The organism is uncultured Parolsenella sp. (assembly GCF_934660935.1).
In the GTDB taxonomy this organism is placed as follows: domain Bacteria; phylum Actinomycetota; class Coriobacteriia; order Coriobacteriales; family Atopobiaceae; genus Parolsenella.
On the sequence record NZ_CAKUIH010000002.1, the window covers coordinates 59,692 to 78,841 of the forward strand.

Annotated in this window: 15 protein-coding genes; 14 read left to right on the plus strand and 1 reads right to left on the minus strand. The window is 65.3% G+C overall.

All coding sequences use genetic code 11. From position 1 onward, the window contains the following. Nucleotides 1-190 precede the first annotated feature (190 nt). A complete protein-coding gene (locus tag Q0H23_RS01320; protein WP_293834883.1) occupies nt 191-1,072 on the plus strand; it encodes a dihydrodipicolinate synthase family protein in 882 nt (293 codons plus the stop codon). Between the two features lie 109 nt (nt 1,073-1,181). On the opposite strand, the gene Q0H23_RS01325 is transcribed toward Q0H23_RS01320, so the two are convergent. Next, nucleotides 1,182-2,300, minus strand: a complete 1,119-nt coding sequence (locus Q0H23_RS01325; RefSeq protein WP_293834886.1) for a helix-turn-helix domain-containing protein — start codon at nt 2,298-2,300, stop codon at nt 1,182-1,184. Between the two features lie 266 nt (nt 2,301-2,566). Between Q0H23_RS01325 and Q0H23_RS01330 the strand changes: the two genes are divergently transcribed. From Q0H23_RS01330 to Q0H23_RS01390, 13 genes are all read left to right on the plus strand, one after another. Further along, nucleotides 2,567-4,231: a formate--tetrahydrofolate ligase gene (locus Q0H23_RS01330; protein WP_293834889.1), complete on the plus strand. Its 1,665-nt coding sequence runs from the start codon at nt 2,567-2,569 to the stop codon at nt 4,229-4,231. A 16-nt stretch (nt 4,232-4,247) separates the two neighbouring features. Next, nucleotides 4,248-4,880 carry a cyclodeaminase/cyclohydrolase family protein gene (locus Q0H23_RS01335; protein WP_293834893.1) on the plus strand — a complete coding sequence of 211 codons (633 nt, stop codon included), beginning with the start codon at nt 4,248-4,250 and terminating at the stop codon, nt 4,878-4,880. A gap of 1 nt (nt 4,881) precedes the next feature. Further along, the gene (locus Q0H23_RS01340; RefSeq protein WP_293834895.1) at nt 4,882-5,751 is read left to right on the plus strand and encodes a tetrahydrofolate dehydrogenase/cyclohydrolase catalytic domain-containing protein; all 870 of its coding nucleotides are present in this window, start codon (nt 4,882-4,884) and stop codon (nt 5,749-5,751) included. Nucleotide 5,752: 1 nt separating this feature from the next. After that, a complete protein-coding gene (gene folE, locus Q0H23_RS01345; RefSeq protein WP_293834898.1) occupies nt 5,753-6,424 on the plus strand; it encodes a GTP cyclohydrolase I FolE in 672 nt (223 codons plus the stop codon). A 106-nt stretch (nt 6,425-6,530) separates the two neighbouring features. Next, a complete protein-coding gene (locus tag Q0H23_RS01350; protein WP_293834900.1) occupies nt 6,531-7,976 on the plus strand; it encodes a Mur ligase family protein in 1,446 nt (481 codons plus the stop codon). A 232-nt stretch (nt 7,977-8,208) separates the two neighbouring features. Beyond that, nucleotides 8,209-8,640, plus strand: a complete 432-nt coding sequence (locus tag Q0H23_RS01355) for a zinc ribbon domain-containing protein (RefSeq protein WP_293815661.1) — start codon at nt 8,209-8,211, stop codon at nt 8,638-8,640. Between the two features lie 703 nt (nt 8,641-9,343). Beyond that, nucleotides 9,344-11,107, plus strand: a complete 1,764-nt coding sequence (thrS, locus tag Q0H23_RS01360) for a threonine--tRNA ligase (protein ID WP_293834902.1) — start codon at nt 9,344-9,346, stop codon at nt 11,105-11,107. A gap of 12 nt (nt 11,108-11,119) precedes the next feature. Further along, on the plus strand, nt 11,120-11,488 hold the full coding sequence (locus Q0H23_RS01365; protein WP_293834905.1) for a PLP-dependent transferase: 369 nt from the start codon (nt 11,120-11,122) through the stop codon (nt 11,486-11,488). A gap of 91 nt (nt 11,489-11,579) precedes the next feature. Then, nucleotides 11,580-12,023: a hypothetical protein gene (locus Q0H23_RS01370; RefSeq protein WP_293834908.1), complete on the plus strand. Its 444-nt coding sequence runs from the start codon at nt 11,580-11,582 to the stop codon at nt 12,021-12,023. Nucleotides 12,024-12,609: 586 nt separating this feature from the next. Then, complete coding sequence (adhE, locus tag Q0H23_RS01375) at nt 12,610-15,231, plus strand: bifunctional acetaldehyde-CoA/alcohol dehydrogenase (RefSeq protein ID WP_293834910.1); 2,622 nt, start codon at nt 12,610-12,612, stop codon at nt 15,229-15,231. A 118-nt stretch (nt 15,232-15,349) separates the two neighbouring features. Then, nucleotides 15,350-16,111, plus strand: a complete 762-nt coding sequence (locus tag Q0H23_RS01380) for an aminoglycoside phosphotransferase family protein (RefSeq protein ID WP_293834914.1) — start codon at nt 15,350-15,352, stop codon at nt 16,109-16,111. A gap of 347 nt (nt 16,112-16,458) precedes the next feature. Next, nucleotides 16,459-17,322: an NAD(+)/NADH kinase gene (locus tag Q0H23_RS01385; protein WP_293834917.1), complete on the plus strand. Its 864-nt coding sequence runs from the start codon at nt 16,459-16,461 to the stop codon at nt 17,320-17,322. Between the two features lie 33 nt (nt 17,323-17,355). Next, complete coding sequence (locus tag Q0H23_RS01390; protein ID WP_293834919.1) at nt 17,356-18,990, plus strand: AAA family ATPase; 1,635 nt, start codon at nt 17,356-17,358, stop codon at nt 18,988-18,990. The last annotated feature ends 160 nt before the right edge of the window (nt 18,991-19,150 follow it).

Below are 19,150 nucleotides of genomic sequence, written 5' to 3' on the forward strand. Positions count from 1 at the left end.
AGTTTGCAAGCGCTATCCTGAAGAAGGATGACGTTCGTGAGAACGAGAAGATTGACTAGCTTACCTGGTCAGATCTGGTAAATGCCTGTGGGACCGGCGCCTCGTGCGTCCGGCCCCACGTGGCTGTCTTGGATATAAGGATAGGGGTAGCGGAGATGGCCTCCGTCCCTAGAAAAGGAAGGGTAGTGACATGTTCGAGGGCATTTTCTGTCCGTCCATCACCATCACTGATGATGAGGGCAACATCGATTTTGATCTGTGGGGCAAGCATCTCGACCACCTTGCCGACGCCGGTCTCAACGGCGTTCTGCTCTTTGGCAGCATTGGCGAGTTCTACAGCGTCTCGCTCGAGGACAAGAAGGCCGCTTGCGACTTTGCCGTGAAGCGCGTGGGCGATCGCATGAAGGTCTTCATTGGTGTTGGCGACACGAACTACGCCAACGTCCTGGAGCTCACCCGCTATGCCGAGAAGGCTGGCGTGGACGCGGTTCTCGCGGTGTCCCCGTACTACTTTGGCCCGAGCGCGCCTACCGCTGAGCACTACTTCGGTGGCATCGCCGAGGCCACGAAGCTCCCGGTCATTCTCTACAACTTCCCGGCACGTACCGGCACCGATCTCACGCCCGAGCTCGTTGCCTCCCTCGCGGCCAAGCACCCCAACATCTGTGGCATCAAGGACACCGTGGACACCATCAGCCACACGCGCAAGGTCATTCGCGCCGCGCGTGCCGTGAACCCCGAGTTCACCGTGTTCTCCGGCTTTGACGAGTACTACCTGGTCAACCGTGTGAGCGGCGGTAACGGCGTGCTGTGCGGCCTCACGAACGTGGAGCCCGAGACGTTCGCCAAGATGCACGCCGCCTACCAGGCCGGCGACTATGCCACGGCCGTCTCGTGCGCCGAGCGCATCTCCAAGCTCATGGCCGTCTATGACGTGTGCGACCTGTTCGTCTCCGCCATCAAGGCTGCCGTGAAGGTCAAGGGCCTGCCCATCTCCACGAAGATCTTCGACCCGGCCGTCCAGGCCACCGAGGCCGACGAGGCCGCCATCGCGGAGCTGCTCGCGGAGTAGCGAGCACACATACGTTGTGGCTTGCGAGCCCGGATGCCTTCTGGCGTCCGGGCTTTTTCTTGGTTGTTAGCCGGCTCCCAACACGTGGTTCTGCTGCGGCTTCGCCCCGCTACTCCCGCTCGTGGAGGCGTAGGGCGATGCTGCAGGCGAGGCGGACGTCAGGGTCGTCCAGATCGAGACCGCTTATCTCGCCGATCTGCTCCAGGTGCCTGATGCAGGTGCTTCTCGTGAGGAAGAGGTCGCGCGCGGTGCGCGTCACGTTTCGATCGCGGTCGAGGTAGCCACGCAGGAGCCGCGTGAGCTCCGTGCCATTCGCACGGTCGTGCTCCATGAGGCGCAGGAGGCCCGGCGGGGTCATCGCCGCGGGGATCTGTCGCACGCGCACGCGGCGCAGCATGTCCGCGAGCAGGAAGTCCGCGTAGCGCCAGCACGCGCTTTCCGGCTGCCTCCGTATGCCGAGCCGCGCTGCCGCCAGCGCCTGGTTGTAGTAGTAGAACGTGTTCTTGAGATCTCCGTATGCCTCGCTCGCGCCCACGGCGAGGAGCCCCGGGATGAACACGCCGGCAAGGCGTCGCAGCATGCCGTCCTCGTCCGTGTCGGCGCGCGTGAGGTTGCAGACGACGACGAGGTGCTCGCCATGCATGACGCAGGCGAGCTCGCCGATCCTCCCGGAGAGCGAGCGCGCTGTGGACTCCAGGCGCTCCTGGCTCTGCCCGCGCTGTACGGAGGCGATCGAGACGCACAGGTAGCGGTCGAACACGTCCCAGCCGAGAAGCCCCGCCCCCGCCTCGATGCGGCGCTCGTCAAGCAGTTGGTGGGCGAGAAGGCCCTCGAGCACGAGCTCGAGCTCGCGGGGCTGACCCGCCTCCTCGATCTGCCCGCGCATCGAGCGCTCCCACTCCTCGTGGCGCGCGAAGGACCTGGTGACGCGGGCGAGCAGCGCCCTCACGTCGATCGCGCCCTCCTCGGTCCAGAGGATGTCGAGGTCTCCGTGGCGCCAGGAGGCCGTTGGCTGGCCCACGCAGATGACGGACGCGATGCCACTCGCGTTGGGACGCGCGGGCAGCTCGCTTGCCTCCGCTACATAGACGGGACCCTCCTCGAGGGGCTCTCCGGGCACGAGGGGGAGAGCATAGGTGCACGTGCGCGTCGCCGCGCCGGGGGCAAGGTGGCTCGAGAACTCTAGCGGGGCGAGCTCGTCTCGGAGGATCTGGAGGTTCAACCTCATGGGGTCTCCATCGTTGAATGATACAAAGTGTTCCATCATCGTAGCGTTATTGCCGCGCTCTGGCGGAGACGTTCGCGCGTGAGGTTCATAGAATTCTATCCGTTGAGATAAACGGGTTTGTTTTGCCTTTTCCACATGACATCGTCCGCGCTCGCCCTCGCGCCTATGAGACACAAACTGTCTCAGTTGCGAGGGCTTCCCAAGTTTGGCCGACGAGACGTTGGATAATGGCAGCGCAGCAGGCCCCTCGAGCGAATGGAGCTCCCATGGCACTGACGGATATCGAAATCGCACAGCAGGCCGAGGTTTGGCCCATCAGCAAGGTCGCCGAGGGTCTCGGCCTGACCGATGACGAGCTCATCCCCTACGGCCATCACATGGCCAAGGTCGACGTCACGAAGCTCCGCGACAAGGAGCGCCGCGCCAAGCTCATTCTCGTGACCGCCATCAACCCCACGCCCGCGGGCGAGGGCAAGACCACGACGTCCGTGGGCCTCGCTGACGCCCTCCAGCGTCTTGGCAAGAAGGCCGTGCTCGCGCTTCGCGAGCCGTCCCTCGGCCCGGTCTTCGGCGTCAAGGGTGGCGCCGCCGGCGGCGGCTACGCGCAGGTCGTGCCCATGGAGAACATCAACCTGCACTTCACCGGTGACTTCCACGCCATTGGCGCGGCGAACAACCTGCTCGCCGCCATGCTCGACAACCACATCAAGCAGGGCAACGCCCTCGGCATCGACCCGCGCCGCATCACCTGGAAGCGCGTCGTCGACATGAACGACCGCCAGCTGCGCAACATCGTCTGCGGCCTCGGCGGCGTCGCCAACGGCATGCCCCGCGAGGACGGCTTCGACATCACCGTCGCCTCCGAGGTCATGGCTTGCTTCTGCCTGGCCACCTCCATCGCGGACCTCAAGGCCCGTCTCGGTCGCATCGTGGTTGGCTACACCTTCGACCGCACGCCCGTCACCGCGCATGACCTCCACGCCGAGGGTGCCATGACGGCGCTGCTCAAGGATGCCATCTCGCCCAACCTCGTCCAGACGCTCGAGCACACGCCCGCGTTCGTCCACGGAGGCCCCTTCGCCAACATCGCCCACGGCTGCAACTCCGTTATGGCGACCGACGTCGCGATGAAGCTCGGCGACTACGTCGTCACCGAGGCGGGCTTTGGCGCGGACCTCGGTGCCGAGAAGTTCTGCGACATCAAGTGCCGCATGGCCGGGCTCACCCCGAGCGCCTGCGTGGTCGTCGCCACCGTGCGCGCCCTCAAGCACAACGGCGGCGTGCCCAAGACGGCGCTCTCCGAGGAAAACCTCGAGGCCCTCGAGGCCGGCATGCCCAACCTCCTGCGCCATGTCACCAACATGCGCGAGGTCTTTGGCCTGCCCGTTGTCGTCGCCATCAACGCGTTCCCCACGGACACCAAGGCCGAGCTCGACCTCGTCGAGGCCAAGTGCCACGAGCTGGGCGTGAACGTCGCCCTCTCCGAGGTCTGGGCGAAGGGTGGCGAGGGCGGTCTCGCGCTTGCCGAGGAGGTCGTGCGCCTGTGCGACGAGCCCAGCGAGTTCACCCAGGCCTATGAGCTCGGCGGCATCCGCGAGAGCATCGAGGCCATTGCCACCCGCGTCTACCACGCCGACGGCGTCGATCTCACGCCGGCTGCCGCCAAACAGATCACGCAGCTCGAGGAGCAGGGCTTCACGAACATGCCCGTCTGCATGGCCAAGACCCAGTACTCCTTCTCCGACGACGCCAAGAAGCTGGGCGCCCCCGAGGGCTTCCGCATCACCGTCCGCTCGGTGAAGGTCTCCGCCGGTGCCGGCTTCATCGTTGCCCTCACGGGTGACATCATGACGATGCCGGGTCTGCCCAAGCGCCCCGCCGCGGAGAACATCGATGTCGACGAGGACGGCCGCATCACCGGCCTTTTCTAGGGAGTCACCCCAGTTCATGAGTGTTTCTATGACCGAGAAGACCTGCGCGGAGTTCTCCGAGCGCCTGGCCGCCCGGGAGCCCGTTCCGGGCGGCGGCGGGGCCTCCGCCTACGTGGGAGCGCTGGGAACGGCCCTCTGCACGATGGTCTGCCGCTTCACCGAGGGCAAGCCCGCATACGCCGCACATGACGAGAGCATTCGCCATACGATCGCCGCGACCGACCGCATTCGCCGCGAGCTCCTCGTCCTTATGGATGAGGATGCCCGCGCATATGCGGCGGTCTCGGCCGCCTACGCGATCGATCGCGACGACCCGCGCCGTGCGGACGCCATCGAGGCGGCCCTCCATGAAGCGGCGCTTCCGCCGTATCGCATCATGGTGGCCTGCGCCCGCTCGCTGGCACTTCTCGAGGAGCTGGGAGACCACGTGTCGCGCCTGCTCATCTCGGACGTGGCGTGTGGCGCGCAGCTTTGCCGAGCCGCCCTCATGAGCGCGAGCCTCACGCTCTATGCCAACACTACTGCCATGGTCGATCGCAAGCGTGCCTGTGAGCTCGAGGAGGAGTGCGAGGAGCTGCTCGAGCACTGGCTGCCTCGGGCGGACGCCCTGGCTGACGCAGCCGCACGCGCGGTGAGGGGGAGGGGTTAGTATGGCGAAGCTTCTCAAGGGTGCACCCGTCGCGGCGAGGCTTACGGAGGAGACTGCTGCCCGCGCGGCGGAGCTCGGCCCCCGCGGTATCGTGCCCACGCTCTGCCTGATCCGCGTGGGCGAGCGCGCCGACGACCTCTCCTACGAGCGTGGCCTGCTCAAGCGCGCCGCGTCTGCCGGCGTTGACGTGCGCAAGGTTGTGCTTGACCCTGCCTGCTCGCAAGGCGAGCTCATGGCCGCCATCGCCTCCGCCAACGCGGACTCCGCCGTCCATGGCATCCTGATGTTTCGTCCCCTGCCCGCCTCGCTCGACGAGGCGGCCGCTTGCGAGGCAATCGCTCCCGAGAAGGACATCGACTGCCTTACCTCGGCGTCGCTCGCCGGCGTGTTCACGGGCTCTGGCGAGGGCTACGCTCCGTGCACGGCGGGCGCGGTCATGCACCTGCTCGCAGACGCCGGCGTGCCGCTCGAGGGTGCTCGCGTGACCGTGGTGGGCCGCTCGCTCGTGATCGGCAGGCCCGTCGCGATGATGCTCCAAGCCGCGAACGCCACCGTGACGATGTGCCACTCCAAGACGCGAGACCTCGCGGAGTGCTGTCGCGAGGCGGACGTGCTCGTGGTCGCCTGCGGACGGGCGCGCATGGTTGGCGCGGATTGCGTGCGAGCCGGCCAGGTGGTCGTCGACGTGGGTATCAACTGGGACGAGAACGCCGGCAGGCTCGTCGGCGACGTCGACTTCGACGCCGTGGAGCCCATCGTGGACGCCGTGACGCCCGTGCCGGGCGGGGTGGGTTCGCTCACTACCGCCGTTCTTATGAAGCATGTCGTGCGGGCGGCGGAGCGTGCCGCGGCCCGCACTAAGGGGGAATAGCATGACCGAAAACCTTCGTACTCAGATGGCCGGCGCGCCGGAGGAAGGCGCCACCGGCGTCGAGGCACAGGGCCAGGAGAGGCTCACCGCCTCCGCATCGCCTGCCGGCGGCGTCGACCGCGCGCGCATCGAGGCCGCCGTCCGCGAGTTGCTCATCGGCATCGGCGAGGACCCGGACCGCCCGGGCCTCGTGGGCACGCCGGACCGCGTCGCCCGCGCGTGCGAGGAGCTCTTCTCGGGCCTGGCAGACGATCCGGCCCGCCACCTGCGCAAGCAGTTCCACGAGGAGGGCAACGAGGAGCTTGTCGTCGTGCGCGATATCCCGTTCCACTCCATGTGCGAGCATCACATCCTGCCGTTCATCGGCCGCGCGCACGTCGCCTACATCCCGCGCGACGGCCGTATCACGGGTCTCTCGAAGATCGCGCGCTGCGTGGCGGGCTTCGCCGCCCGTCCTCAGCTCCAGGAACGCCTCACCGGTCAGGTGGCCGACGCCATGATGGCCGAGCTCGACCCCGTGGGCGTTATGGTCGTCATCGAGGCGGAGCACACCTGCATGACGATGCGCGGCATCCGTGCTGCCGGAGCCATGACCGTCACGAGCGCCGTCCGTGGCACGCTCAAGACCGACAACAAGACCCGTGAGGAGGCCCTTCGCCTCCTTGGCAGGTAGCGTGCCCCAGGCTCTCGTCCGCCGTCCGCGCCCGACCCTTCGCGTGCCGCCCTCCGCCACCAGGCGCGAAGCGCGGCCGTGCCCCTTCCTGAGGAGTTCCTTGCACATGTATCAGATTCCGTTTGAGATTCCCTCCTATACCTTCGACGAGGCGATGGAGAGGCTTCACGCCACCAAGAAGTTCGGCATCCAGCCCCTGCTCGAGAGCGTCGAGGACATGCTCGCAGAGCTCGGCAATCCGGATGACCATTTCGAGAGCGTTCAGATCGCAGGCACCAACGGTAAGACCTCGACCTCGCGCTATACCGCCGCGATCCTCATGGGGGAGGGTAAGCGCGTCGCCCTCTATACCTCGCCCGAGCTCGTGTGCCTCACGGAGCGCATGGAGGTCATGGGCCGTCCTGTGAGCGAGGAGAGCTTCGCGCGTGGCATGGCGGCAGCCGTCACCTCAGGCGAGCGCGTGAACGCGCGCCGCAGCGCCGCGGGGGAGAGGCCCTATGACATCACGGAGTTCGACCTGCTCACCGTGGCTGCCTTCGTCGTCTTCGCCGAGGCGGGCGTTGACGTCGCCGTGCTCGAGTGCGGCATGGGCGGGCGCTGGGACGCGACGAGCGCCGCGCACAATATCAAGTCCGTCGCCGTCACGGGCATCGGTCTCGACCACATGAGGATTCTCGGCGACACGCTCGAGGCCATCGCGGGCGAGAAGGCCGCCATCATCAAGCCCGGAAGGACCTGCGTTCTTGGCGTGGGCACGGCGACCCCGGCGAGCGTCGAGGACGTCTTCCTCGAGCGTTGCGCAGAGGTCGGCGTCATCCCGACGCTCCTTCGTCCAAGGAACCTCGCTGACGCCGCGGGCGAGATGCATCCGGGCGTCCCGCGTGAGCACGCGGACCTGCCGCATGCGTTCTACGAGGTCACGAGCCGCCCCACGAGGATTGGCGACAACCTCGTCCTCGACGTGGAGACCGGCGTGGGGGATGCCGAGGCTCACGCGTATCGTGGCGTCTCGGCTCCTAAGCCCGGCTATCAGGCGGCGAACATCTCGTGTGCCATCGCGCTGGTCGAGCACTACCTTGGTCGCGCGCTCGACGAGGAGAGCCTCCTTCGCTCCGTGGCCGACTGCCCCACGCCGGGCCGCTTCGACCTCGTCTCTGCCGAGCCGCCCGTGCTCATCGACGCCTGCCACAACCCGCAGAGCGTCCAGACGTTCCTCGCCGCCGTGCGTGGCATCGACCCGGACGTCGCGAGCAGGCCGGCGCTTCTGTGCGCGGTCCTCGCCGATAAGGACGTCGAGGGCATCGTGGGCCTTCTCGCCCCGGAGTTCCCCGAGGTCTACGTCACGCGCACCCAGTCTGACCGCGCCCTCGAGCCCGCCGAGCTCGCCGAGATGTTCGAGCGCGCCGGGAAGGCGCCCAAGGCCGTGTTTGCGAGCGTCGAGGAGGCGCTGGCCGCGCTCGAGGACGTTTCCCTCGTGGCTTGCGGCTCCATCACGACGGCGGGCGAGGTAGCGGGCATCCTCAGGCCCGGAGTGCAGGGCGGGGAGGCCTAGCCGCGCCGGCACCACACGCCTGAGCGCGGGACCTAGTCGAGCTGTGCCACGCGCCTGAACGTGGAAGCCTGGCAGCGCCGGCGCCTCGTGCCTGAATTTGTGCCTGACGCGGAGACGTCCCCGGCCGCCTTGTCCATCGCCCGATGGCTGGTACAATCTCGTTCGTTGTGTCTTAAGTTGAGGACTGCCGTTGCTCGCGGTGAACGTCTCGTATGACAAAGGAGCTCGTCACATGTCCGACCTCATCGACCAGATTCTCACCCCCGAGGTGCGCATGGTGCTCTACCTCATGCTCGCCTGCGTCGTCATGCTCTACGTGCTCTCGATCGTCTACGTCATCCGCGACGCTCAGCGCCGTGGCGCAGAGCCCTGGTGGCTCTGGGCGATCATCTCCGTGATCCCCATCGTGGGCCTTCTCGCCTACGTCATCCTCCGTCCTAGCTCCTACCTGGTCGACCGTGAGGAGCAGGACCTCGACATCGCGCTTCGCGAGCACCAGCTCTCGCACTACGGCATCTGCCCCAAGTGCGGCACGCCCATCGACAAGGACTTCATCGTGTGCCCCAACTGCAACACGCAGGTCCGCAATGTCTGCCCGACGTGCCACCGCCCGCTCAACGCGGACTGGAAGGTCTGCCCCTACTGCCGTACGCGCATCCAGTAGCGCGCCTGCCCCATATGCAGCCTACGAGGCCTCGTCTTCGCGACGGGGCCTTTTTCGTGTCTCGTGGCGCTCGGTTGCGGGGTCAGCCGACGTCCACCGACTTGCGCGTCCGTGTCGTGGGCAAGCGTGCCGCCGTTGGGTTTTGCAACCTGCCGACGGCCATCGATTTGCGCGTCCGCTGCCGGGATTTGCGCATCGTATGGGGCCTTTTGCGAGGACGCGTGCAACAAATATGAGATTCTGCGGCTCGTTTATGGCCTTTTGGGCCCCAACACACATATGTAAGGAAAAAGATAGTAAATAAAACCCCAGGTGGCCAAATCCTGCCTTGCACCAGAAGTCGGATTTCAGCCGCAGAATCTCAAATTCGTTGCACACCTTGCCGCCAAAACGGTGGTATCGCCGCAATGTAACGTTTCCAAAGTGCGACAATCCGCCCCTTCAGGCTGCCACGGCTGCAGTGAAGGGCGCTTTGTGGTAAACCTAGAGAGCTGTAAATGCGCGCGTCTACCGCGCCGTCGTTCGAAAGGCTCCAACTGATGCAGCTTTCGCTCGCACAGGGAACACGAACTCAGACTATCTAGGCGTCTGTCCCTTTCAGGGCCGCGAGGTCATGTGACAGGCGCCCTATAACCGCCCCACCGCCGTCATGGCGCATGGGCGTTTTTCTTAACTGTTTGCACATACTCGAGAGAGGTTTTCCATGAAGGTTCTGTACAACGACGGCCACGTCGACGAGTGCCCCGCGGAGGAAGAGCTCCACGTCATCCGCCACTCCGCCGCCCACATCATGGCCCAGGCCATCAAGCGTCTCTATCCCGAGGCTGACTTCGCCTACGGTCCCGCCACGGACAACGGCTTCTACTACGACGTCGACCTCGGCGACAAGAAGATCAGCGAGGAGGACTTCCCCGCGATCGAGGCCGAGATGAAGAAGATCTGCAAGGAGAACCTCAAGTTCACCGTCTTCGAGAAGTCCCGCGAGGAGGCCGTCGCCCTCATGGAGGAACGCGGCGAGAAGTACAAGGTCGAGCACATCGGCGACCTCGCTGATGACGCCCGCATCACCTTCTACCAGCAGGGCGAGTACATCGATATGTGCGTCGGCCCGCACCTCTGCTACACGAAGGCCCTCAAGGCCTTCAAGCTCACCGGCACCTCCGGCGCCTACTGGAAGGGCGACAAGAACAACAAGATGCTCACGCGCATCAACGGCGTCGCCTTTGCCACCAAGGAGGAGCTCGAGGAGCACCTGCACATGATCGAGGAGGCCAAGAAGCGCGACCACCGCAAGATCGGCCGCGAGATGGACCTCTTCATGATGCGCGACGAGGCCCCCGGCTTCCCGTTCTTCCTGCCCAATGGCATGATCCTCAAGAACACGCTCCTCGACTACTGGCGCGAGATCCACCACAAGGCCGGCTACGTCGAGATTTCCACGCCGCTCATCATGAACAAGCAGCTCTGGAAGACCTCCGGCCACTGGGACCACTACAAGGACAACATGTACTCCACCGTCATCGATGACGAGGAGTACTGCATCAAGCCGATGAACTGCCCGGGTGGCGTCCTCGTCTATGCCTCCAAGCCGCACTCCTACCGCGAGCTGCCCATCCGCGCCGGCGAGATTGGCCTCGTGCACCGTCACGAGCTGCGCGGCGCCCTCCACGGCCTGTTCCGCGTCCGCTGCTTCAACCAGGACGACGCCCACCTGTTCGTCCGTCCGGACCAGCTCACCGATGAGATCGTCGGCGTCGTGAACCTCATCGACTCCGTGTACCAGAAGTTCGGCTTCAAGTACCACGTCGAGCTCTCCACCCGTCCGGACGACTCCATGGGCTCTGACGAGGACTGGGAGCGCGCGGAGGAGGGCCTCAAGACCGCCCTCAACGAGCTTGGCATGGACTACGAGGTCAACGAGGGCGACGGTGCCTTCTACGGCCCGAAGATCGACTTCCACCTCGAGGACTCCCTCGGCCGTACCTGGCAGTGCGGCACCGTCCAGCTCGACTTCCAGATGCCGATCAACTTCAACCTCGAGTACACCGACGCCGACGGCACCAAGAAGCGCCCGATCATGCTTCACCGCGTCTGCTTCGGCTCCGTCGAGCGCTTCATCGGCATCCTGATCGAGCACTACGCCGGCAAGTTCCCGACGTGGCTCGCGCCCGTCCAGGTCGACGTCCTTCCCGTTTCCGAGAAGAGCCGTGACTACGCCCACCAGGTCGCCGAGAAGCTCGACGCCGCCGGCATCCGCGTCAAGGTCGATGACCGTGACGAGAAGATCGGCTACAAGATCCGCGAGGCCCGCAGCATCGACCGCGTGCCCTACATGCTGATCCTGGGCGAGAAGGAGGTCGAGGCCGGCAACATCTCCGTCCGCGACCGCTCCGGCGAGACCGTCCAGCGCTCCGTCGACGAGTTCATCGCCGACATCACCGCCGAGATCTCCGAGCGTCGCAGCTAGTCTGGGTGTCCGTTGACTATCTCGAACGACAACAACCTGGGACCTCTCCTGCCTGCCGGCGGGGGAGGTCCCTCGCTTAGCGCGCTCGCGGCCCTGCGACGCAAGACGGACGCCGCCGCCTGGCGACGCGTCTCCGACGTTGCCCAGACGTGCGCCAAGTATCTAACCTGCCATCCGGCCGTGCTCGCCGTGCGCTACCCGGGCCTTACGACCGACGCGAGCTACCACGAGGCCTCCTGCACCCTGGAGGGCGGCTTTGGCCCCCTCGTGGACGTATGCCTGGCACGCGACGGCGCCTGGCTGCGCTATGACGCACGAGAGGCGTGCGGCGACGCCTGCGAAGAGGTCCTGCGCCTCGAGCGCGCGCTCGGGACGTTGTGACGGCGGGGTGTTTGACCGCTCCCTTTTTGCGGTATATCAAACCAAGCTAGTCAGACTCGTCTGTGTGTTCTGCCGTGGTGGGGAGGCCATCATGAACAGGCTAAGAGACGTAGCCATTCCGTTGGCTCTTGCGATGCTTATGGCGGGTGTCTGGTTGAGGTTGCCGTCGTTGCCAGGACCAATCTGGGGCGCCGCGCTTGTGGAAGCGTATTCTCTTGTCAGCGGCATCCCAAACACCATCATGGGAATCGATGGGGTGACCCTGGCTGCGGTTATACTGTCTCGTCCGCTTATGTGGCTTTTCCTTGGCTATGCGGTGGCGGCGTCCGTCGGTTGCGGCCGCCGCGCCCTATTTGTCTCGTTTCTCATCCTGGTTGGCTTGGCCATCGTCTGCGTCGTCGCACGCCAAACTGTCGGCGTTGTCCTGTTGGGGCTCACCGACATCTCCATGCTTGGAGGAATCGCCTTCGTCCTGCCTGGCGTTTTCTGTGCCGTTGAGCGCCTCGTTGCCGCAAGAGCGTCTGCTGCAAGTTGATGCGACAGGAAGATGGTCCTGCATTTACCAGAAGGGGACTGGTTCCAATCTCGCCGGCCGGTCCCTTTGCCATCCGGCGAGCCGTTGCCGTTTGTGGAATCCGACAAGACTCCTTCACAGCAAGCGGCAGCTAATTTGCCGTGAACGGTTGATAATTGCGTGCGAGTGGTAGCAGCGGCTTTTCCCTCGGAAAACAGTAGTTGGGCATAAGGCGATTTTGCTCTATGCATGCCCGGCTGGGCATTTGCGCCCCATGCTGGGGAGTAGCTGCGGGTTTGCATTGACATATGCAAAACAACATTGATAATATGCGCATAATTAGCATGTTGACCATACAAACGTATGCAACCACCTTTGGGTAATCGTTGCGTAAATGACCAGTGAAGTCTGTGCAAGCGCAGGTAAACGCACTACCGCTCATCCCTTTGCGTATTTTGCGCCATTAAATTTCGGTATCATGTTCATGGTGTCTGAGGCTCAGGTTTTATGCATGGGGCTAGAAGCCATGCGAAGTCCGGGCGCGTAGGCACGGAGCCAGTTGGTCAAAAGGGCAGCATTTGCCCACGAATCGATCTGGAGGTACCACATGGCAAAGGCGGAGAAGGTCATCGACAGCCTCGATGCCCTCAACTCGCGACTGGCCAGCATGCGCAAGGCGCAGGCCGAGTTCGCTACGTTCTCCCAGGAGCAGGTGGACAAGATCTTCCACGCGGCGGCCATCGCCGCCAACAAGGCCCGCATTCCTCTCGCCAAGATGGCGGTCGAAGAGACCGGCATGGGCATCGTGGAGGACAAGGTCATCAAGAACCACTATGCGGCCGAGTACATCTACAACAAGTACAAGAACATGAAGACCTGCGGCGTCATCGAGGAGGACCCGGCGTTTGGCTATAAGCGCATCGCCGAGCCCATCGGCATCGTCGCCGCCGTCATCCCCACCACCAACCCGACGTCTACGGCCATCTTCAAGACGCTCATCAGCCTGAAGACCCGTAACGCCATCCTCATCTCGCCGCACCCGCGCGCCAAGGCCTGCACCATCGAGGCCGCCCGCATCGTGCGCGACGCTGCCGTCGCCGCTGGCGCCCCCGAGGGCATCATCGACTGGATCGCCCAGCCGTCCCTCGAGCTCACCAACGAGCTCATGCGCTCCGCCGACATCATCCTGGCCACCGGTGGCCCGGGCATGGTCCAGGCCGCGTACTCCTCCGGCAAGCCCGCCCTCGGCGTCGGCCCCGGCAACACGCCCGTGATCATCGACTCCACGGCAGACGTCAAGCTCGCGGTGAACTCGATCATCCACTCCAAGACCTTCGACAACGGCATGATCTGCGCGTCCGAGCAGTCCGTGACCGTCCTCGCCGACATCTACGACGAGGTCAAGGCCGAGTTCAAGGCCCGTGGCTGCTACTTCCTCAAGGGCGCCGAGCTCGACAAGGTCCGCAAGACCGTCATCGTCAACGGCTCCGTCAACGCCAAGATCGTCGGCCAGAGCGCCTACACCATCGCCAAGCTCGCCGGCGTTGAGGTGCCCGAGAAGACCAAGATCCTCATCGGCGAGGTCACCAGCGTCGACCCGTCCGAGGAGATGGCTCACGAGAAGCTGTCCCCGGTCCTCGGCATGTACAAGGCCAAGACCTTCGACGAGGCTATCGCCAAGGCAGAGCGCCTCGTCGCCGACGGCGGCTACGGCCACACCTCCTCGCTCTACATCGCCGTGACCGAGAAGGAGAAGATGGCCAAGCACGCCGAGGCCATGAAGACCTGCCGTATCCTCGTCAACACCCCGTCCTCCCAGGGCGGCATCGGCGACCTCTACAACTTCAAGATGGCGCCGTCCCTCACGCTGGGCTGCGGCTCCTGGGGCGGCAACTCCGTCTCCGAGAACGTTGGTCCCAAGCACCTGCTCAATGTCAAGACGGTCGCTGAGAGGCGGGAGAACATGCTCTGGTTCCGCGCACCCGAGAAGGTCTACTTCAAGAGGGGCTGCATGCCGGTCGCCCTCGACGAGCTCGGCACGATCATGGGCAAGAAGCGTGCCTTCATCGTGACCGACCAGTTCCTTTACAAGAACGGCTACATCAAGCCGATCGAGCAGAAGCTCGACGAGCTCGGCATCGAGCACGCCTGCTTCTGGGACGTCGCCCCGGACCCGACGCTGCAGTGCGCTCGCGAGGGTGCCAAGATCCTCGACTCCTTCCAGCCTGACGTGATCATCGCCTTCGGCGGCGGCTCCGCCATGGACGCCGGCAAGATCATGTGGGTCCTCTACGAGCACCCCGAGGCCAACTTCGAGGACATGGCCATGGACTTCATGGACATCCGCAAGAGGGTCTACACCTACCCGGAGATGGGCTCCAAGGCCTACTTCGTGGCCATCCCCACCTCCTCCGGCACCGGCTCCGAGTGCACGCCGTTCTCCGTCATCACCGACGCCGAGACCGGCATCAAGTGGCCGCTCGCTGACTACGCGCTGCTCCCGAACATGGCCATCGTCGACGCCAACAACATGGACTCCCAGCCCAAGGGCCTCACCTCGGCCTCTGGCGTGGACGTCCTCACGCACGCCCTCGAGGCCTACGTCTCCGTCATGGCGAGCGACTGGACCGACCCGTACGCCCTGCAGGCCATGAAGCTCGTCTTCGAGTACCTGCCGCGCGCCTATGACAAGGGTGCCGCCGACCCCGAGGCCCGCGAGCGCATGGCCAACGCCTCCTGCCTCGCCGGCATGGCCTTCGCCAACGCCTTCCTCGGCCTCAACCACTCCATGGCCCACAAGCTCGGCGCCTACCACCACATCCCGCACGGCCTGGCCAACGCCGTCATCCTCACGCGCGTCATGCGCTACAACGCGGCCGATGTCCCGACCAAGATGGGCACCTTCCCGCAGTACGCCTACCCGCACGCGAAGGCCCGCTACGCCGAGGCCGCCCGCTACTGCGGCGTGACCGGCAAGAACGACGACGAGGTCTTCGAGAACTTCATCGCCAAGATCGAGGAGCTCAAGGAGAAGGTCGGCGTCAAGCAGACCATCGCCGAGTACGGCGTGGACGAGAAGGACTTCCTTGCCACGCTCGATGAGATGACCGAGAACGCGTTCAACGACCAGTGCACGCCGGCCAACCCGCGTTACCCGCTCATGAGTGAGATCAAGGAGCTCTACCTCGACGCCTACTACGGCCGCGAGCCGAAGAGCTACGAGGAGTAAATCGTGAACTACGTGGCGGCTTCCTGCCAGGGACTGGCAGGTGCCGTCACGAGTCCAAGGCTGCCGGACGTGCGGGGGCGCGTCCGGCACATCAGGAGGAACCCTAAGGAGGCTTCTCATGGAGCTACCGGAGAACAAGGTCGAGCTCGCTCGACGCGGTAACAAGGTCGTCTATGACGCCGGCGATCGCATCGTCAAGGTGTTCAACAACTCCAAGCCCGAGAGCGACGTCTTCAACGAGGCGCTCAACCTCGCCCGCATCGAGGAGTCCGGCATTCGCGTTCCCGCGATCGTCGAGGTCTCTCGCTGCGAGGAGGGCTGGGCTCTCGCCACGGAGAAGATCGCTGGCACCACGCTCGCCGAGCGCATGAAGGCTGACAAGAAGAACGTCGAGGCCTACCTCGAGCAGTTCGTCCGCCTCCAGCTCGAGATCAACGGTCACACCGCGCCGCTGCTCAACCGTCAGCGCGACAAGTACGCCCGCATGATCAACGGCCTGACCGAGATCGACGCCACGACCCGCTACGAGCTGCTCATGCGTCTCGACGGCATGAAGGTCGAGAATAGGGTCTGCCACGGCGACTTCAATCCGTCGAACGTCATCGTCGGCGACGACGGCCTGCTCTACGTCTGCGACTGGGCTCACGCGACCCAGGGTTCGCCCGCGGCTGACGCTGCCATGACGTACCTGCTGTTCGCGCTCGAGGACCTTGACCTCGCGGACAAGTACCTCGTCCTGTTCTGCAAGATGGCTGACATGCCGATCCAGGTCGTCCGTCGCTGGACGAGCATCGTCGCCGCCAGCGAGCTGGCTCGCCACCGCGACGCTAAGGAGGAAGAGTTCCTCCGCAGCTGGATCGACGTGGCTGATTACCAGTAGGGTTGGTTGACTGAACGCTAGCGCGGCCCCCGGAGGCTCCTCGCAAACGTCCTCGCTCGCATGCTAGTGCGAGTCGTAGCCAATAGCGGCTGCGGAATGTTTGCTACGGAGCCTCCGGGGGCCTTTCGTGTTTTGGGACCTTGCCGGTGGTAATCGCCACGGCACCAGCGAGCTACGGGCTGCTGTGGTGGCTGCGGAATGTTTGCTTAGGAACCTCAGGCCTCTTTCGTGTTTTGGAACCCATTCTGGTGGCAAGTGCCACGGCGCCAGGGGGCTACGGGCTGCTGTGGTGGGGACTGGTGGGGTGGTACACTTGTTCTATCTGACGGCTTTGAGGGGAGTGGCGTGTGAAGGTCCTTCTCGTTCCCAATTACTCGCGGGCTGATGCCATCCAGGCGGCGGCTACGCTCGAGGTTTGGCTTTCCCACGAGGGTGTCGAGGTGGTCTGGGCGCACGACAAGAAACGCGAGCCTAACCGCACCTGTGACCCTTCGGGTGCCGTGCTCGTGGTTTCCCTCGGTGGTGACGGCACGCTCCTGCGCGCCGCGAGCATCGTGGGCTATCGCGAGATTCCCATCCTCGGCCTCTCCTTTGGCCATCTCGGCTTTCTTACCGGTGCTGGCTCGGAGAACATCGTTGAGTCCGTCTCGCGCGCGCTCGCGGGCGAGATGCACCAGAGCAGGCGCGCCACGCTTGACGTGGGCGTCACGTTCGACTGCGGTGGCGGCCTTCTTCGCGACACGCATCATTTCGCCTTGAACGAGCTCGCCCTCACGCGCGGCGCGCTGGGCGACATGATCGAGTTCGACGTCGACGTCTCCGGCAACCACATTGACCGCCTTCGCGGCGACGGCTTCGTGGTCTCCACGGCGACGGGTTCCACCGGCTATGCCCTCTCCAGCGGCGGCCCCATCGTGACGCCCGAGTTCAGCGGCATGGTCTGCGTGCCCATCGCGCCGCACACCATCCTCGCGCGCGCGTTCCTCACCTCTTCCTCGGACGTGGTCGAGGTCTCCCTCTCGGACGATCGCCCGGCGGAGAGCAGCGTGTTCGTCGATGGCCAGCTCGTGACCTGCCCGGAGGGCGGCTCGGCCATGAAGTGCACGGTCAGGCGCGGCCCGGGCGACGTCATCCTGCTCGACTCCGACGCGGGCGGGTTCTATGACTCGGTGTCGCGCGTGTTCTATGGCCAGATGCGGAAGAAGCAGTAACGACGGCGCAGGCCCCAGGGGAGGTCCCATTCAATGATTGACGAGCTCCACGTCGAGAGCGTGGCACTCATCCGCGACGCGACGCTCGTGCCCGCCGCGGGCCTCACCGTGCTCACGGGCGAGACGGGTGCGGGCAAGACCGCGCTGCTCAGCGCCTGCAAGTTGCTTGTGGGCGAGCGCGCGGACGCCGGCGCCGTTCGCGAGGGTGATGACCACCTGCTTGTCGAGGGGCGCGTCTACCTCGGTCTCGATGACGTCGACGGTCACATCGTGAGGCGTCGCGTTGAGTCCGCGGGCCGCGGGCGCGTCGAGATCGACGGGCGCATGGCCAGCGTGTCTGAGCTTGCGGAGAAGGTGGGCTCCACGGTCGATCTCTGCGGCCAGCACGAGCACCAGCGCCTGCTTTCCACCTCCACGCACGCCCAGATGCTCGACGCGTGGGCGGGGGAGGGCGTCGCCGCGGCGCTCGCCGCCTACCGCGAGGCCTTCGCTTCTGCACGAGACGCTCGCGCTGAGTACGAGCGCGTCGACGAGCTCTCTCGCTCCGGCGCGGAGAGGCTCGAGCAGGCCGCCTTCGAGCTCAGGCGCATTGACGAGGTTGACCCGCTGGAGGGTGAGCTCGAGGAGCTCGAGGAGGCGCTGCCTCGAGCGGAACACGCCGAGGCCCTTCTCCGCGCAAGCGAGGGGGCGCGCGAGGCGATCGCGGGTGACGCGGGGGCCATGGATGCGCTCTCCTCCGCGGTCTCGACTCTGCGGGACGCCGCTCGCTTCGACAACGCACTTTCCGCGCTCGCGGACTCCCTCGAGAGCTCGCTCATTGACATCGATGACCTCGCTTCAAGGCTTCGTGACTACCGCGACTCCGTCGACCTTGACCCGGAGGAGCTCGTTCGCATGCAGGAGCGCATGGGCGCGCTCCAGGGCCTCATGCGCTCGTACGGCCCCAGCATGGCGGATGTGTTCGCCAGGCGTGAGGCGGCGCGCGTGGTCGTCGAGGCCGCCGGGGATTCCGGCGAGCGCGTGCGCCTGGCGCACCGTGCGATGGAGGAGGCGGAGGCCGCGCTTGCCAAGGCGGCAGACGCCCTCGATGCCGCTCGCTCCGAGGCGGCGCCGCGCTTTGCCGCCGCCGTGACGGGGCAGATGGGGCGTCTCGAGATGGGTGGCGCGGAACTCGAGGTCAGGTGCGAGCGCATGCCGCGCGCACAGTGGACGCCGGCGGGTCCCAGCAAGATCGAGCTCATGTATCGTTCCGGCGCGGGGCTCACGCCACGGCCGCTCAGGAAGATCGCGAGCGGCGGCGAGGTGAGCCGCGTGATGCTCGCCTGCAAGGTCGTCCTTGGCCAGGCGGATGGCGTCGACACCCTCGTCTTCGACGAGGTCGATGCCGGCGTGGGTGGTTCGACCGCCCGTTCGCTCGCCGCCGTGCTCGCGGACCTCGCGAAGACGCATCAGGTCATCGTCGTGACGCACCTGGCGCAGGTCGCCGTGATGGGCGAGTGCCACTACCTCGTCTCCAAGGGCATCGGCGCCGACGGCAAGCCCGAGACGAGCCTTCGCCAGATTGACGGTGACGAGCGCGTGGCCGAGATCGCCCGCATGCTCTCCGGCGACGCGAGCGAGATTTCGCTCGAGCACGCTCGCGAGCTGCTTACGGAGGCGCGCGCCTAGGCACGCCCTCGTGCCGGCGGAGGCGTGCGGCTAGGCACGCCCTTGTGCCAGCGACGGTCGCGCATGCATCAGCTTTCAAGCGGACGTGCGCCGTGCTTTGCCAGTGCGCTACCCTGGGCTTTTATCCGATTTATAAATGTCCGCTTTACGCGGTAGGATT

Coding starts and splice junctions, on each gene's coding strand:
- Q0H23_RS01325 (WP_293834886.1), bottom strand. CDS start 2,300: ATGAGGTTGAACCTCCAGATCCTCCGAGACGAGCTCGCCCCGCTAGAG.
- Q0H23_RS01350 (WP_293834900.1), top strand. CDS start 6,531: ATGTATCAGATTCCGTTTGAGATTCCCTCCTATACCTTCGACGAGGCG.
- thrS (WP_293834902.1), top strand. CDS start 9,344: ATGAAGGTTCTGTACAACGACGGCCACGTCGACGAGTGCCCCGCGGAG.
- adhE (WP_293834910.1), top strand. CDS start 12,610: ATGGCAAAGGCGGAGAAGGTCATCGACAGCCTCGATGCCCTCAACTCG.
- Q0H23_RS01340 (WP_293834895.1), top strand. CDS start 4,882: ATGGCGAAGCTTCTCAAGGGTGCACCCGTCGCGGCGAGGCTTACGGAG.
- Q0H23_RS01330 (WP_293834889.1), top strand. CDS start 2,567: ATGGCACTGACGGATATCGAAATCGCACAGCAGGCCGAGGTTTGGCCC.
- Q0H23_RS01335 (WP_293834893.1), top strand. CDS start 4,248: ATGAGTGTTTCTATGACCGAGAAGACCTGCGCGGAGTTCTCCGAGCGC.
- Q0H23_RS01390 (WP_293834919.1), top strand. CDS start 17,356: ATGATTGACGAGCTCCACGTCGAGAGCGTGGCACTCATCCGCGACGCG.
- Q0H23_RS01320 (WP_293834883.1), top strand. CDS start 191: ATGTTCGAGGGCATTTTCTGTCCGTCCATCACCATCACTGATGATGAG.
- Q0H23_RS01355 (WP_293815661.1), top strand. CDS start 8,209: ATGTCCGACCTCATCGACCAGATTCTCACCCCCGAGGTGCGCATGGTG.
- folE (WP_293834898.1), top strand. CDS start 5,753: ATGACCGAAAACCTTCGTACTCAGATGGCCGGCGCGCCGGAGGAAGGC.
- Q0H23_RS01380 (WP_293834914.1), top strand. CDS start 15,350: ATGGAGCTACCGGAGAACAAGGTCGAGCTCGCTCGACGCGGTAACAAG.
- Q0H23_RS01370 (WP_293834908.1), top strand. CDS start 11,580: ATGAACAGGCTAAGAGACGTAGCCATTCCGTTGGCTCTTGCGATGCTT.